The sequence below is a fragment of the Methylomonas sp. MgM2 genome (assembly GCF_054172045.1).
The window spans coordinates 14394-28073 of sequence record NZ_JBSYXO010000021.1; the positions used below are offsets into that span (position 1 = coordinate 14394).

Consider the following 13680-nt stretch of genomic DNA (forward strand, 5'->3'; position numbering starts at 1 on the left):
AACAGAACCCACACTATTAACGTCTCGCCGCTAAGCTAATCGTCCTCAGCGAAGAAGCTGTTGACATTGATCTTTGCCAATTTAGACTTCATTTCCTGCGCCTTAGCCCTATCCAACATCGGTCCGACTCTGACCTTATAAATCGTTCCTTTATCGCTTGCGGCCTCCTTGACCGATACCGCGAAACCCTGTTTTTTCAAATTGTCCAGCATGGCCGTTGCATTCGATTTTTTACTGAATGATCCAACATTCAAATACCAGCGCGTCGTTGCACTTTCCGCCGCGACGGCAGGCTTACTGGTTTGTTCGTGTACCGATTTTGTCGATTTCTCCGGAGCATCTTCGGACAAGACGCGCGGCGCGGGTGTTTTCAATACTTTAACCGGCGCAGATTCAGCCGGAGCGCCCGGTAAATCGACATCTTCCTCTTCCGCCGTCTTAGGCTCGAGTTGCGTTAAATTCGAGCGGGGTGACGCGCTGGCGACGTCTTTCTCCGAAATCGTCGCGCCGCGACGCGTCGCCATGTCCAAATCGGCTTCATCTTCGTCTTCATATGAAGACGTCGCCGAAGGAGCCGGCGGCTTTTCCGGGGCCGGTATGGTCGCTACGTCTTCCGCCTTTTCGGGTAAGGGCATGATTTCGACATCCTGCGCTTTGCCGGGCAATTCGGGAATCTTCAATTCATTGATGCTTTTACCTGATTCATCGATCGGGTCATCGAATAACATAGGCACAAAAATCGCCGCCAGTGCCGTAATGACGGCCGCTCCGATCAATCGCTGTTTTAACTCTTGATCCATGTTCATCACCTCTAAGAAAAGTGGGATAAATATTCAGACACCAAAAAAAAGGAACCAAAAATCAATATCAAGTCGCCCGGCTGTGCATGGTGCCTAGCGTCTTCAAAGGCCGCCGAAAAATCGGCATAGCCATGATTCACCTTGTCGATGTCTTGCTGATAAAAATAATCTTTCAATAATGCCTCGTCAGCGGCACGCGGAATTTTCAACGGGGCTAAATACCATTGCGCCACGCGCTCGCGCATGATCGCTAAAACGCCTTGAATGTCTTTGTCTTTCATCATTGCAAAAACGGCATGTATCCGAACCGACGGGAAGTCACTTTGTAAATATTCCAATAAGGTTTTTACGGCTTGCGGGTTGTGGCCGACATCCAACAAAATCGGTATTTCTCCGGCGATTAATTGAAATCGACCCTTTAATTGCACGGCTTGTAAACCTTGCCGAATCGCAGAAACATCAACCGGCAAACGATCTTGCAAACAATTGATCGCCATGATAACCGAAGCTGCGTTTTGAAACTGGTGCCGGCCTTTTAAAGCCGGCTCCGGCAACCGACTTAATTTTACCCGATCGCCAACCCATTCCCAGCCGTCACCCAGCTTGCGATAATTAAATGAAGCACCGATCTGAAATAAGTCGGCCTGCTTTTCTTTGGCGGCCTGTATCAGCGACCGGGGCACGCGATAGTCGCCTACGATCGCGGGTACCGCACGCCGAAATATTCCGGCCTTTTCCAGACCGATGGCCTCTTCCGTGTGGCCCAACCAATCGATGTGATCGATAGCGATAGTCGTGACGATAGCCGCATCGGGATCAACGATGTTGACGGCATCCAATCGACCGCCCAAACCGACTTCCAGAATTCTGACATCAACATCGTTTCGACTGAATATATCCAGAGAAGCCAAAGTACCGAATTCGAAATAACTCAAACTGGTCTCGTCACGCACGGCATCGATACGTTCGAACGCGGCACAAATAGCCTCGTCGGACACCGGTTCACCGTCGACCCGGATGCGTTCGTTATATCTAAGGATATGCGGAGAAGTGTACGCGCCGACACGATAACCTTGCGCCCGGTAAATCGCTTCGAGATAAGCCACACAGGATCCTTTACCGTTGGTTCCGGCAACGGTAATGGTCGGGATACTTTTCGGTTTGTGGACTAAGCGCGCATAAACGCCGGCGACCCGCTCCAAACCTAAATCGATCGGCCTTGGATGAAACTGCTCCTGCCAATTCAGCCAGCCATCCAGCGTATCAAAACGCGCCATTATGGCTATTCAACGAACGTTTCGGCAATGCTGTCCGCAATTTGGTGATTGGTTTCTTCGGCGATAACGGTATCGGCATTTGGGTAAAGGATATAAAGAATACTGGCAATTTTATCGCGCATTTCTCGCCTATCGATGATCATATCGATCGCGCCGTGTTCCTGTAAGAACTCGCTGCGCTGAAAGCCTTCGGGCAGTTTTTCGCGCACGGTTTGTTCGATCACGCGCGGACCGGCGAAGCCAATCAACGCATCGGGCTCGGCAACGTTGATATCGCCCAACATCGCCAGACTGGCCGAGACGCCGCCCATGGTCGGATCGGTCATGAACGAGATATAAGGAATGCCGGCCTCGGCCAACTTGGTCAATGCCGCGCTGGTCTTTGTCATCTGGAACAATGAATACAAGGATTCCTGCATACGCGCGCCGCCGCTGGCGGTGAATACGATAAACGGTATCCGGTCTTGCAAACTGCGATTGATGCCGCGCACGAAACGCTCGCCCACGACCGACCCCATCGAGCCGCCCATGAAGTTAAAATCAAACGCGGCCGCGACGATACCCTTACCCTTTAGCGTGCCTTTCATCACCACGAGTGCGTCGTTTTCGTTACTTTGTTTCTGCGCCTGTTTAATGCGGTCTTTGTAGCTCTTGCTGTCCTTGAACTTCAATGGATCGCTCGGTTTCAGGCCCGCCCCGATTTCTTCTCTGTCTTCCGGGTCCAGGAACAAGTCCAAACGGGTACGCGCCGATATGCGCAAATGATGGTCGCATTTCGGGCAAACGCTGAAGTTTTTGACGAGTTCGGCATTGAACAAAATGGCGTCGCAACTGGGACATTTATTCCACAGGCCTTCCGGCACATTGGTCTTCTTTTCCGCACTGTCGGTTCTGATGACGGACGGAACTAACTTTTCAAACCAACTCATTCGGTGTTTACTCCACTTATATTCTTAACTGTCCATTGCATGACGCATGGATTTCAACAAGTCGATGATTTCTCGTTTTGCCTGGTCCGGATTGTCCGGATTGGCTTCGATCTTACTGATCAAGGCGCTGCCTATGACGACGCCGTCGGCAATCTCCGCGATAATTTTCGCCGTATCGGCATCTTTGACGCCGAATCCGACTCCCACCGGCATCGCCGTATTGTTCCGGATCAATTTTATTTTTTGTTCTACGTCGGCCGTATCCAGATGGCCGGCGCCGGTCACGCCTTTCAACGATACATAATACAGATAACCGCTACCGACCGCGTCCATTTTTTGGATACGCTCGGCCGTGGTATTGGGAGCCAGCAAGAAGATTTGATCGATCTCGCGCTCGCGCAACAATGCGACGCAGTCGTCCGCTTCTTCCGGCGGCAAATCCACGGTCAGTACGCCGTCGACGTCGGCCCTGGCCACCGCGTTCGCAAAATCTTCATAGCCCATGATTTCGATCGGGTTCAGATAACCCATCAGCACCAAAGGCGTAATTGGATCGGTTTTGCGGAATTCCATCGCCATGCTTAGCACTTTGCGCAAACCGACATGATGAGCCAAGGCCCGCTCGCTGGCGCGTTGAATCACCGGACCGTCCGCCATCGGGTCGGAAAACGGCACGCCGAGTTCGATGATGTCGGCGCCGGCCGCCACCATTTGATGCAACAACGGTACGGTAAATTCCGGATAAGGGTCGCCGGCGGTAATAAAAGGGATCAGCGCCTTGCGGCCCGTCGCTTTCAATTCGGCAAATTTAGCGGCAAGGCGGCTCATAGACTGATCCCCTCGCGTTGCATGATGGTGTGCATGTCTTTGTCGCCACGTCCTGACAAATTGGTGATGATGATTCGGTCTTTAGCCATGGCCGGCGCCAATTTCATTGTGTAGGCCAAGGCATGGCTGGACTCCAGGGCCGGGATGATGCCTTCCAGCTTGGTCAAGGCATGAAATCCTTCCAAAGCCTCGTCGTCGGTGATATTGACGTAATTGGCCCGGCCGGTATCCTTCAGCCACGCATGTTCGGGCCCGACCCCCGGATAGTCTAAACCGGCGGAAATCGAATGGGTCTCGATGATCTCGCCGTCGTCGTCCGCCATCAAATAGGTGCGGTTGCCGTGCAATACGCCTGGGCGGCCGGCGCACAGCGGCGCGGAATGGCGTCCGCTGGCGATGCCGTCGCCGGCGGCTTCGACGCCGTACATCGCGACGTCCCGGTCGTCGATGAACGGGTAAAACAGGCCGATCGCATTCGAACCGCCGCCGACGCAAGCCACCAAAGCATCCGGCAGGCGGCCCGCCTGAGCCAGACACTGCTGTTTGGCTTCACGCCCGATCACGGCTTGAAAATCCCGCACCATCGCCGGATAAGGATGCGGCCCGGCCACGGTGCCGATGATGTAAAAGGTATTGTCGATATTGGTCACCCAATCGCGCAAGGCCTCGTTCAGGGCGTCCTTTAAGGTCTTGGAACCCGATTCGACCGCGACCACGGTTGCGCCCAAAAGCTTCATGCGGTACACGTTCAAGGCCTGACGGGCGACGTCGACCGCCCCCATGTAGACGACGCATTCCAGCCCCAAACGGGCGGCGACGGTAGCCGTCGCCACGCCGTGCTGGCCGGCGCCGGTTTCGGCGATGATGCGGGTTTTCCCCATGCGTTTGGCCAGCAACGCCTGGCCCACAGTATTGTTAACCTTATGGGCGCCGGTATGATTCAAATCTTCGCGTTTCAGATAAACCTGGGCGCCGCCCAAATGTTCGCTCCAGCGCTTGGCGTGGTACAAGGGCGACGGCCTGCCGACGTAATCGCGTAGATCGTCGTCCAGCTCTTTGATAAAGTCCGGATCCTTCAAATAGCGTTGGTACGCCTCATTCAGCTCGCTTATCGCCGGCATCAGCGTTTCCGCTACAAAAATACCGCCATAGGGCCCGAAATGACCCCGGGCATCCGGCATATCGTATTTATCAGTCATCGTGTTCCAGTGCTCGATTAGTTTTTCTTATAAATTCAGCCATTTTCGCTACGTCTTTGATGCCTTTATCGGCTTCCACGCCGCTGCTGACGTCCAGTGCGTAGGGTTGAACCTGCCGCACGGCCTGCGCCGCGTTGTCGGGAGACAAACCGCCGGCCAAAATGACCGGCAAAGCGCAAGTCCTCGGGATCAATTCCCAATCGAAACCGCTGCCGGTTCCCCCCGGTGCGCCGGGGTGGTATGCGTCCAACAGCAATCCGGCCGCATCGGCGTAACGCTTTTCGACTAGCGCCAAGTCGGTATCCCCTCTCATGCGTATCGCCCTAATATAAGGTTTTCGGTAAATCCGGCAGTCTTCCGGCGCTTCGTCGCCGTGAAATTGCAAGCAATCGATAGGTACTTGCTGCAGCACCCGCTCTATCCACGCCCGCTCGGCATCGACGAATAAGCCGACGACCGATACAAAGGCCGGCAAAGCCGCAGCGATTTCCGCGGCTGTTTCTATCGACACATGACGCGGACTGGGCGAATAAAACACCAAACCGATCGCATCGGCGCCCAACCTGGCCGCCGCCAACGCGTCTTCCGGCCGGGTAAATCCACAAATTTTAACGCGGGTTCGCATATTTCCCCATCTAAAAAAGGCCGGCTAGAATACCACAATAGGCGTTCGAATCGCGCATGTTAAACGCGAAAACCCCCAAAATTTTTGCCGGCCATATCAGCAGCCTAGCGCCTAATGGCTGTGATCGTGCTGATGACCGAAATCCTGGTCGAAATCCTCATGGATATCCTCATGGTCATGTTCGTCGATCATGCTGTCGCCGCCGTGCTGATGCCGCGCCGCCGCCTCTTTGTTGAGTTCCGTGACCGGCTCGACCGCGACGCCGTACTTATAAACCATCAGCCCGCCCAAGTCCGCCGTCAACAGCAGCAAACCAAACAGAATCGCGGATAAAATGAGATAAAGAATGTTGGCCGCGCCGTTAATTCGGCCGCCGGCGGCCCAACGCCAAACCGCCAGAACCAAGGCCAGCAATAATAGCGAAATTCCCAATTGCTCGTGGCGTTCCATGATTTCGTGGACATCGCCCCCGTGAGGAATCGAGGCGGCGGCCGCCAGTCCCAGCGCCACCGTCGCGCCGGTGAACAAGACGCCGAAATACAAAAACCAGCCCGCTGCCCGGCGCCATTCCGATCTGCCGGCCATGCTGCCGAGCAAATCAATTAAGAAGAACAAGGACAACAAAGCGATCGGATAATGCACGAACAAGGGATGCCAATTGGCCATCGCCGAAATGCCCGGCATGATTTCGGCAAACATTTGCGCCGGCGACAAGACCAGCAAGCTTTCGACAAAACTCAGAAAGCCTTCCACCGCTCCGGCTACCCCGCCGCCGGAATCCGCGCCGCCGTGCACGTAATATTGAATAGGACTGCTAGATAAATCGAACACTGCTCCCCCTTCTCAGCTCGAAAAAATTGGCATCACTCGATAACCAAAGCGCTTTCCTGCAAGGCTTGCGATTTGGTTTCGATCAACTCGTCGCCCTGCTGTTGCACGAACAACACTTTCAGATGTTCGGCGTTCGCCAGCTGCATGCCCTGCTGCTGGCCGACGCACAATAACGCGGTAGACCAGGCGTCGGCCACGGTCGGGTCGTCGTGCAATACCGTGACCGCCACCAAATCGTGCGTCACCGGGCTGCCGGTGCGGGCATCCAGAATATGGCTGTAGCGTTTTCCATTGACATCGAAGTAATGCCGATAAGTTCCCGAGGTCATCACGGCAAACGGCTGATCCTTGGGCATCGTCAGCACCTTCATCATCCGCTGTTGGTCCGGCAAGGGTTTTTCCACGGCGATGCGCCAAGCGCTGCCGTCGGGTTTGTGACCCTGCGTTTTCAACTCGCCGCCGATTTCTACCAAATAGTGCCCTACGCCCTGCCGTTCCAGGATCCGGGCGATTTTCTCGACGCTATAGCCTTGCGCCACCGACGACACGTCGACTCTGACCTTCGCCGGCTTCCGCGCGTGGCTGTCGTCGACGATCACCACCTTGTCCATCCCCACTTCCGACATGGCATTGCGCAGGGCTTCTTCATCGGGAATACTCAAGACATCGTCTTTGAAACCCCACAAATCGAACAGCGGTTTTATCGTCAAATCGTAACAACCTTGGGTGGCGCGACTAACCCGGCCGGCCACGCTCAATAGCCCGACGATCTCCTCGCCAACGAACTGGCTGTCGCCGTTCGGATGATGATTGAAAGCCTCGATGGCCGAGTCGGGCCGGTAATTGGACAAGGCCTTGTCGATGTCGGCGAATTCCTTCACCACCGCCGACTTCAAAGCCTGGTCGTCCACCGGCTTTTCCGACCAGTAAGTGATGTGATAAGTCGTGCCCTGGGCGAAGCCCTCGAATTTCGTCATGTCCGGAGTCCGGTTACAGGCTAGCAGCAGCACCGAACCGAGCACTGCAAACGACGAACGGATCGTATTCTTCATGATTAATCGATGATTCAACGCAACAATGCGGAAATAGTTTTGAAATCGGGGTGGCGCGCGTCGCGCAGCCACTCGAACAATACCGATTCGTGATTGCTTACGCTAACGCCCAATTGGCGCAAGCGCGCCAAAGCATTGTCTTTATGCCGGTCCGAGCGCGAACACACGCTGTCTTCGCAAGCCAGCAAAGCATCGGACGGCATCGACCGATCAGCCATGCTTCATCACCCTGGCCTTCTCGCGCTGCCAATCCTTTTCCTTGGCCGAAGCGCGTTTGTCGTGCAATTTCTTACCCTTGGCCAGCCCTATCTTTAATTTGGCCCGGCCCCTGATCCAATACATGGACAACGGAATCAAGGTATAGCCTTTGCGTTCGACCGATCCGATCAACCTGGACAGTTCGCGCGCATGCAGCAACAGTTTTTTCCGCCGCACCGCATCCGGATTGACGTGCGTCGAAGCCGACAGCAGCGGCGATACGTGAGCGCCGCATAACCAGGCCTCTCCGCGCCTGATCTCCACATAGCTTTCTTTCAGCTGAACGCGCCCCTCTCTCAAGCTTTTCACCTCCCAGCCTTCCAATACCAAACCGGCTTCGAATTGCTCTTCTATATAGTATTCGTGCGTGGCCTGCCGATTAACCGCAATGGTATTGTCGTTTTGCTTTTTTTCCTTTTTGGATTTTTTCGATGCCATAGGCTTAGCTTGATTTTTAAACTGACTGCAAACAATAATTTTGTTATTTTAACCGACCCGCTCATAAAATAACGACTTAATCACAGGTTTCTGCACCATGACGGACAAAACCAAATCCATACACGGCGAATGGTCGTCGCGCTTCGCCTTCATCCTGGCCGCCACGGGGTCCGCAGTCGGCCTCGGCAACATCTGGAAATTCCCGTACATCACCGGCGAAAACGGTGGCGGCGCTTTCGTGATGGTCTACCTGCTGTGCGTGTTGGCCTTGGGCATTCCGATCATGATTGCCGAAATCATGATGGGCCGGCGCGGCCGGCAAAGCCCGATCAACACCATGACGACGCTGGCTTCCGAAGCCGGCACCGACCCGCGCTGGCACTACGTCGGCTGGACGGGCATGATCGCCGGTTTCTTGATCTTGTCCTATTACAGCGTGATCGCCGGCTGGGCTATGGCCTACATCGTCAAGGCGTTTTTCGGCGCCTTCATGAACAGCAACCCCGAAGAGATTCAGCGCCTGTTCGAAAACCTGAAGGCCAGCCCGATACAACAGGTTTTCTGGCATAGCGCGTTCATGCTGATTACCATGCAACTGGTCATGCGCGGCGTGCAGGGCGGCTTGGAAAAAGCCGTACGCTTCCTGATGCCGGCCTTATTCGTCATTCTGGTATTGCTCGTCGCCTACGCGATGGGTTCCGGCGCATACGAGCAAGGCATGGCGTTTATGTTCAACCCCGACTTCAGCAAAATCGACGCCGATGCGGTATTGACCGCGATGGGACACGCCTTCTTCACCTTGAGTCTGGGCATGGGCGCCATCATGGTGTACGGTTCCTATTTGCCCGGCCACGTATCGATCGCCCAAACCACGTTTTTCATCGCCGGCGCCGACACCATCGTGGCTTTATTGTCGGGCATCGCCATCTTCCCGCTGGTATTCGCCAACAACTTGGAAGCCGGCGCCGGACCGGGTCTGATTTTCCAAACCTTGCCCCTGGCCTTCGGCCATATGAGCGGCGGCTGGCTGTTCGGCGTCTTGTTCTTCGTATTGCTGTTTTTCGCCGCCCTGTCTTCTTCGATTTCATTGATCGAACCCGCCGTGGCATGGCTGGTGGAAAACAAGGAAATCGAGCGGCATAAAGCCTGTAGTTGGGCCGGGGTGGCTTGCTGGGCGTTGGGCGTGGGCGTGGTGTTCTCGTTCAATATTTGGTCCGAATTAAAACTGTTCGATAAGAATCTATTCGAGCTCTTGGACTATCTGACTGCGAATTTAATGCTGCCGCTAGGCGGCATGGCTATCGCCGTGTTTGCCGGCTGGATGATGAAACAACAACACGCCGAGCAGGAGCTGGAAATCCCCGGCCAAGGCTTCCAAGCCTGGCACTTCCTGATCAAATACGTTTCGCCCGCCGCCGTGTTCCTGGTATTCCTGCATGTGCTCGGAGTGCTTTAATGATCTCCACGGTACAAAAGAGCGCATTGGTAAAGTTTTCCGCGCAGCAGATGTTCGACCTGGTCGACGACATCGAGTCCTATCCGCAATTCCTGCCGTGGTGCAGCGGCAGTAAAGTACTGCGCCGCGAGGACGATATCGTCGAAGGCCGCATCGATATCGCCAAGGCCGGTTTTCACAAATCCTTCGCCACCCGCAATCGTTTGGACCGCGGCGGTAAAATCTACATGAGTTTGCTGGAAGGCCCGTTTAAGTCGCTGGAGGGTGTATGGACCTTCATGCCCTTGCGCGAAGACGCCAGCAAGATTTCACTGGACCTGGAATTCGAAATCGCTAACGCCTTCGCCAGTCTGGCCTTTGGCCCGGTGTTCAACCAAATCTGCAACACCATGGTGTCCTCATTCACCCAACGCGCCAAACAAATCTATGGCAGATGATTCGATTCGGGTCGAAGTGGCTTATGCCGAGCCGGAACGGCAAGCCGTAATCGCTGTTGAGCTGCCCCCGGAAAGCACGGTCGAACAAGCGATCCAGGCATCCGGAATATTGCAACAATTCCCGGAAATCGACCTGACTCAACAACAGGTAGGAATCTTTGGCGCGCTTTGCAAGCTAGACAAGCCGGTTGCAGACGGCGACCGCGTGGAAATTTACCGTCCACTGACTCAAAGCCCTACGCAAGCCAGACGAGAGCGGTTGAAAAAATAATTTGCATTAATCAGGGTTAAATCAGCCTAAGCCATTAGAATTAAAATAGAATTTTTTCAAATACGGCACCTTAGGTGTCTAATTGGTGTTAAGGTCTGCTTGGGAATAGTTTTTCAGTTGGTGCAGAGTTAATGAGCAAGAGATACACTCAGAAGGAAAAAGAGTATATGGCGGATATGGCTATTGAAATTGTAGTTAAGCTAAATGGCGATTACCCCTCGTTCAAAAATTATGTTTGGGCTGCGCAACATCTACTGAACGGCGGCACACCCAATAATCAAGTTGACGAATTAGTTATGGAAAAACTTAAATCGTCGGGCCGCTTATAAGCTTCGCTTTTGATTTTTACCAAAAATGGATACCGTACCTATCATGAACACTATCTCTATTACCGATATCCTTGCGCTTCCGGTACAGGAACGCATTCAACTAGTTGAGCTTATTTGGGACAGCGTCGCGGCAGTACCTGAAGCCGTGGAAGTTTCACCGGAGCTTAAAGCCGAACTGGAACTACGCATGGTTGAATTTGAGAGGAATCCTGAGTCTGGTTATTCCTGGGATCAAGTAAAATCACGCCTTAAAGATGGTTCATGGCGTACCACCTGAAATTTTCTGCACGAGCATTACGTGAAACGGGCGATGCAAAAGAATGGTACGAATCACAGTGCGTTGGTCTCGGCGAAGAATTTATCGCCGCAATGGAACTCAGCTTAAACAAGTAGAGCAAGCACCATTGCCCTATGCCGAAGTAATTCCAGGTGTCCGCCGCGCACTCCTACCCCGTTTTCCATTCGGTTTATTTTATGTGGTGCGCGGCAATTTAGTACATGTGTTGGCTGTATTGCATGACTCCCGAAATCCGAATCGTTGGCCTAATCGCCGCTAAGCCAACGCTCAACTCGAATGTGCTGCCAATAAAGCTTGACGTCGACACTGCGGCAGTAACCATTGATTGGGCATAGGCATTCTACCCCTGCTGCAATACAATATACGGTCCTGCCCTTCGAGATCGAAGGTCACTTTTGTTTTTCATCGGCACGTAAAATTCATGAGCAAAGACATCCGCATACAACGCCTCAGCGGCGAAGCCTTGGTTCAATACATTCCTGAACTGGCCCGCCTGCGCATCGAAGTCTTCCGCGACTTTCCGTATCTGTACGACGGCGATTACGATTACGAAAAAAAATACCTGCAAACCTATATAGACTGCCCGGAAAGCGTCATCGTGCTGGCCTTCGACGGCGATAAAATCGTCGGCGCGTCGACGGCGATCCCATTGAAATACGAAACCGACGAAGTCAAAAAACCGTTCGTCGAAAACGGCTACGATCCGGACGAGGTGTTTTATTGCGGCGAATCGGTGTTGAACAAGGCCTATCGCGGCCTGGGCATAGGCGTCAGATTTTTCGAGGAACGCGAAGCGCACGCCGAAGATTTGGGCGGCTTCAAGCACATCACTTTCTGCTGCGTCGAACGTCCGTCCGACCATCCGCGCCGCCCGGCCGATTACGTGCCGCTGGACAGATTCTGGAACAAGCGCGGCTATTACAAACACCCGGAACTCAAAACCACTTACACCTGGAAGGATCTCGACGAGGACGAACAAACCGCTAAACCCATGACTTTTTGGCTGAAGGAAGACCATGCCTAGAATCGCCAGCGCTCAATACGACATCGGTTTTCTGGAAAACTGGGACAATTTCGAAACCAAAATCCGCCGCTGGGTGGAAGAAGCCATCACCAACAAAGCGGACATTTTGCTGTTTCCGGAATACGCCTGCATGGAGCTGGCGTCGCTATTCCCGAAACAGGTTTACACATCGCTATCCGGCCAACTGGACGCTTTGCAAACCTTGTTGCCGGACTACCTGCGGCTATTCCAAACCCTGGCCGGCGAGCATCGGGTTTATATCCAAGCCGGCACCTTTCCGGTCAAACACGACAACGGCGAATTCCGCAATCGCGCCTACTTCTTCACGCCGCAGGGCGATTACGATTATCAGGAAAAGCTGACCATGACCCGCTTCGAAAACGAACATTGGTTCATTTCTCGCGGCTTGGATATCAAGGTATTCGATACGATATACGGCAAAGTCGGCATCAACATTTGCTACGACAGCGAGTTTCCGCACTATGCCCGGCAACAGGCCGAACGCGGCGCGACCTTGATTCTGGTGCCTAGCTGCACCGACACCGAAGCCGGCTATTACCGGGTCCGCATCGGTTGCCAGGCGCGCGCGCTGGAAAACCAATGTTACGTGGTGCAAGCTTCGTTGGTCGGCAATGCGGACTGGTCGGAAGCGGTCGACGTCAACTGCGGCGCCGCCGGCGTGTACACCGCCGTCGACAAGGGCTTTCCGAATAACGGCGTTCTGGCGATCGGCGAATATAACAAGGTGCAATGGGTCTACGCCGATCTGGATTTGACCGCGGTTGCCACCGTTAGGGAACAAGGCCAGGTATTCAACTACCGGGACTGGCCCAAACAGTTCGATTGCCGATAGCCGGGGGGAACTAACTCTTATTCGGGCCGCCGCGTTAATTCGTAACGGAAGAATCCGCCCGGCCCCTCTAATGTAAAACTCTAAACTCGGCCTTAACAGGCCTCGAGTTAAATCACCCCCGGCAAAGCCGGGGGCTCATATCGGTTAGCCCCTCAAAGGGGCGGATGCTGGAATCGCCTAAAGGCGATCAACTTTTCCAAAGGCTCAACTGCTCGTAACGCTCCTCTTCACGTTCCTGCTCTCGGATATAAGTTCGGACCCTCTCCAAAGCTGTTCTAAAGTCCTAACACTTTTTTGATTCACAATCCGGATGAGACCGAAAAAGCGCCTATGCGGCCTTTGCTCGGACTCAACCGGAAAAGCGGGACTAGTCTTTAAGCTTGATGGTCACGCCTTGAGTTCCCAAAGCGAATTTCAGCCCTTCGCCGCTGCCATTCAGTTCGAGCACGACACCATGCTCGTTTTTCAGCGCTATCGCTCCTTTTCCACCAGCGATGGTAACGCCTCCCTTCACTCCGTAATAAACACCTTCGAAGTCTTTCAAGTCGTTTAAGTTATACACGATACCGGCCGCGGTAAACTTAGAAATGCCGACATCGGCCAGGCTAAGCCCGCTGATATCGAAGTTGTGCTCGGCACCCTCGTAAGTCATGACGCCGCCGCCCCAGCTCCAGCCAATCCCGGCAGCGACGGAACCTACGTTAAGGTTAATCGTGCCGCTGATTCTGGACGCACACCCGTTCTGGTCCTCGCCGCTTCATTGTTGACGAACCAT

General features: G+C 54.0%; 18 protein-coding genes. 7 read left to right on the top strand and 11 right to left on the bottom strand.

What is annotated here, in order from left to right; all coding sequences use genetic code 11:
• Positions 1–35 precede the first annotated feature (35 nt).
• The 10 genes from ACW73I_RS15335 to smpB all read right to left on the bottom strand — a co-directional run bounded on the left by ACW73I_RS15335 (position 36) and on the right by smpB (position 8237).
• Complete coding sequence (locus tag ACW73I_RS15335) at positions 36–800, bottom strand: SPOR domain-containing protein (protein ID WP_458030292.1); 765 nt, start codon at positions 798–800, stop codon at positions 36–38.
• An 11-nt stretch (positions 801–811) separates the two neighbouring features.
• Positions 812–2077 (bottom strand): bifunctional tetrahydrofolate synthase/dihydrofolate synthase, encoded by a 1266-nt coding sequence (folC, locus tag ACW73I_RS15340; protein WP_458030293.1) that lies wholly within the window; start codon positions 2075–2077, stop codon positions 812–814.
• 5 nt (positions 2078–2082) lie between these two features.
• Positions 2083–3006 (bottom strand): acetyl-CoA carboxylase, carboxyltransferase subunit beta, encoded by a 924-nt coding sequence (gene accD, locus ACW73I_RS15345; protein WP_458030294.1) that lies wholly within the window; start codon positions 3004–3006, stop codon positions 2083–2085.
• 24 nt (positions 3007–3030) lie between these two features.
• Complete coding sequence (gene trpA / locus ACW73I_RS15350; protein ID WP_458030295.1) at positions 3031–3834, bottom strand: tryptophan synthase subunit alpha; 804 nt, start codon at positions 3832–3834, stop codon at positions 3031–3033.
• On the bottom strand, positions 3831–5033 hold the full coding sequence (gene trpB / locus ACW73I_RS15355) for a tryptophan synthase subunit beta (RefSeq protein ID WP_458030296.1): 1203 nt from the start codon (positions 5031–5033) through the stop codon (positions 3831–3833). Before trpB ends, trpA begins: the two co-directional genes overlap by 4 nt.
• On the bottom strand, positions 5026–5658 hold the full coding sequence (locus tag ACW73I_RS15360) for a phosphoribosylanthranilate isomerase (protein WP_458030297.1): 633 nt from the start codon (positions 5656–5658) through the stop codon (positions 5026–5028). The genes trpB and ACW73I_RS15360 overlap by 8 nt, the downstream gene beginning before the upstream one ends.
• A gap of 111 nt (positions 5659–5769) precedes the next feature.
• A complete protein-coding gene (locus ACW73I_RS15365; RefSeq protein ID WP_458030298.1) occupies positions 5770–6489 on the bottom strand; it encodes a DUF2231 domain-containing protein in 720 nt (239 codons plus the stop codon).
• A 32-nt stretch (positions 6490–6521) separates the two neighbouring features.
• On the bottom strand, positions 6522–7541 hold the full coding sequence (locus ACW73I_RS15370) for an FAD:protein FMN transferase (RefSeq protein ID WP_458030299.1): 1020 nt from the start codon (positions 7539–7541) through the stop codon (positions 6522–6524).
• Positions 7542–7555: 14 nt separating this feature from the next.
• Positions 7556–7759: a hypothetical protein gene (locus ACW73I_RS15375; protein WP_458030300.1), complete on the bottom strand. Its 204-nt coding sequence runs from the start codon at positions 7757–7759 to the stop codon at positions 7556–7558.
• Positions 7752–8237: an SsrA-binding protein SmpB gene (gene smpB, locus ACW73I_RS15380; protein ID WP_458030301.1), complete on the bottom strand. Its 486-nt coding sequence runs from the start codon at positions 8235–8237 to the stop codon at positions 7752–7754. The genes ACW73I_RS15375 and smpB overlap by 8 nt, the downstream gene beginning before the upstream one ends.
• Before the next feature lie 97 nt (positions 8238–8334).
• On the opposite strand from smpB, the gene ACW73I_RS15385 reads away from it, so the two are divergent.
• From ACW73I_RS15385 to ACW73I_RS15415, 7 genes are all read left to right on the top strand, one after another.
• Positions 8335–9693: a sodium-dependent transporter gene (locus ACW73I_RS15385; RefSeq protein ID WP_458030302.1), complete on the top strand. Its 1359-nt coding sequence runs from the start codon at positions 8335–8337 to the stop codon at positions 9691–9693.
• Positions 9693–10130: a type II toxin-antitoxin system RatA family toxin gene (locus tag ACW73I_RS15390; protein WP_458030303.1), complete on the top strand. Its 438-nt coding sequence runs from the start codon at positions 9693–9695 to the stop codon at positions 10128–10130. The genes ACW73I_RS15385 and ACW73I_RS15390 overlap by 1 nt, the downstream gene beginning before the upstream one ends.
• Before the next feature lie 4 nt (positions 10131–10134).
• Positions 10135–10401 (top strand): RnfH family protein, encoded by a 267-nt coding sequence (locus ACW73I_RS15395; RefSeq protein ID WP_458030361.1) that lies wholly within the window; start codon positions 10135–10137, stop codon positions 10399–10401.
• Positions 10402–10532: 131 nt separating this feature from the next.
• Positions 10533–10730: a hypothetical protein gene (locus ACW73I_RS15400; RefSeq protein WP_458030304.1), complete on the top strand. Its 198-nt coding sequence runs from the start codon at positions 10533–10535 to the stop codon at positions 10728–10730.
• Positions 10731–10773: 43 nt separating this feature from the next.
• Positions 10774–11007, top strand: a complete 234-nt coding sequence (locus ACW73I_RS15405; protein ID WP_458030305.1) for an addiction module protein — start codon at positions 10774–10776, stop codon at positions 11005–11007.
• A gap of 442 nt (positions 11008–11449) precedes the next feature.
• Positions 11450–12052, top strand: a complete 603-nt coding sequence (locus ACW73I_RS15410; protein ID WP_458030306.1) for a GNAT family N-acetyltransferase — start codon at positions 11450–11452, stop codon at positions 12050–12052.
• The gene (locus ACW73I_RS15415) at positions 12045–12905 is read left to right on the top strand and encodes a carbon-nitrogen hydrolase family protein (RefSeq protein ID WP_458030307.1); all 861 of its coding nucleotides are present in this window, start codon (positions 12045–12047) and stop codon (positions 12903–12905) included. Before ACW73I_RS15410 ends, ACW73I_RS15415 begins: the two co-directional genes overlap by 8 nt.
• A 367-nt stretch (positions 12906–13272) precedes the next feature.
• Here ACW73I_RS15415 and ACW73I_RS15420 read toward each other — a convergent pair whose 3' ends face one another.
• Positions 13273–13557: a hypothetical protein gene (locus ACW73I_RS15420; RefSeq protein ID WP_458030308.1), complete on the bottom strand. Its 285-nt coding sequence runs from the start codon at positions 13555–13557 to the stop codon at positions 13273–13275.
• Positions 13558–13680 lie beyond the last annotated feature (123 nt).

Excerpts from the sequence above, each read along its gene's own strand:
- ACW73I_RS15410 (WP_458030306.1), top strand. The coding sequence starts at position 11,450 with ATGAGCAAAGACATCCGCATACAACGCCTCAGCGGCGAAGCCTTGGTT.
- smpB (WP_458030301.1), bottom strand. The coding sequence starts at position 8,237 with ATGGCATCGAAAAAATCCAAAAAGGAAAAAAAGCAAAACGACAATACC.
- ACW73I_RS15360 (WP_458030297.1), bottom strand. The coding sequence starts at position 5,658 with ATGCGAACCCGCGTTAAAATTTGTGGATTTACCCGGCCGGAAGACGCG.
- ACW73I_RS15375 (WP_458030300.1), bottom strand. The coding sequence starts at position 7,759 with ATGGCTGATCGGTCGATGCCGTCCGATGCTTTGCTGGCTTGCGAAGAC.
- ACW73I_RS15370 (WP_458030299.1), bottom strand. The coding sequence starts at position 7,541 with ATGAAGAATACGATCCGTTCGTCGTTTGCAGTGCTCGGTTCGGTGCTG.
- trpB (WP_458030296.1), bottom strand. The coding sequence starts at position 5,033 with ATGACTGATAAATACGATATGCCGGATGCCCGGGGTCATTTCGGGCCC.
- ACW73I_RS15420 (WP_458030308.1), bottom strand. The coding sequence starts at position 13,557 with ATGACTTACGAGGGTGCCGAGCACAACTTCGATATCAGCGGGCTTAGC.
- folC (WP_458030293.1), bottom strand. The coding sequence starts at position 2,077 with ATGGCGCGTTTTGATACGCTGGATGGCTGGCTGAATTGGCAGGAGCAG.
- ACW73I_RS15415 (WP_458030307.1), top strand. The coding sequence starts at position 12,045 with ATGCCTAGAATCGCCAGCGCTCAATACGACATCGGTTTTCTGGAAAAC.
- ACW73I_RS15400 (WP_458030304.1), top strand. The coding sequence starts at position 10,533 with ATGAGCAAGAGATACACTCAGAAGGAAAAAGAGTATATGGCGGATATG.
- ACW73I_RS15390 (WP_458030303.1), top strand. The coding sequence starts at position 9,693 with ATGATCTCCACGGTACAAAAGAGCGCATTGGTAAAGTTTTCCGCGCAG.
- ACW73I_RS15405 (WP_458030305.1), top strand. The coding sequence starts at position 10,774 with ATGAACACTATCTCTATTACCGATATCCTTGCGCTTCCGGTACAGGAA.
- ACW73I_RS15385 (WP_458030302.1), top strand. The coding sequence starts at position 8,335 with ATGACGGACAAAACCAAATCCATACACGGCGAATGGTCGTCGCGCTTC.
- trpA (WP_458030295.1), bottom strand. The coding sequence starts at position 3,834 with ATGAGCCGCCTTGCCGCTAAATTTGCCGAATTGAAAGCGACGGGCCGC.
- ACW73I_RS15335 (WP_458030292.1), bottom strand. The coding sequence starts at position 800 with ATGGATCAAGAGTTAAAACAGCGATTGATCGGAGCGGCCGTCATTACG.
- accD (WP_458030294.1), bottom strand. The coding sequence starts at position 3,006 with ATGAGTTGGTTTGAAAAGTTAGTTCCGTCCGTCATCAGAACCGACAGT.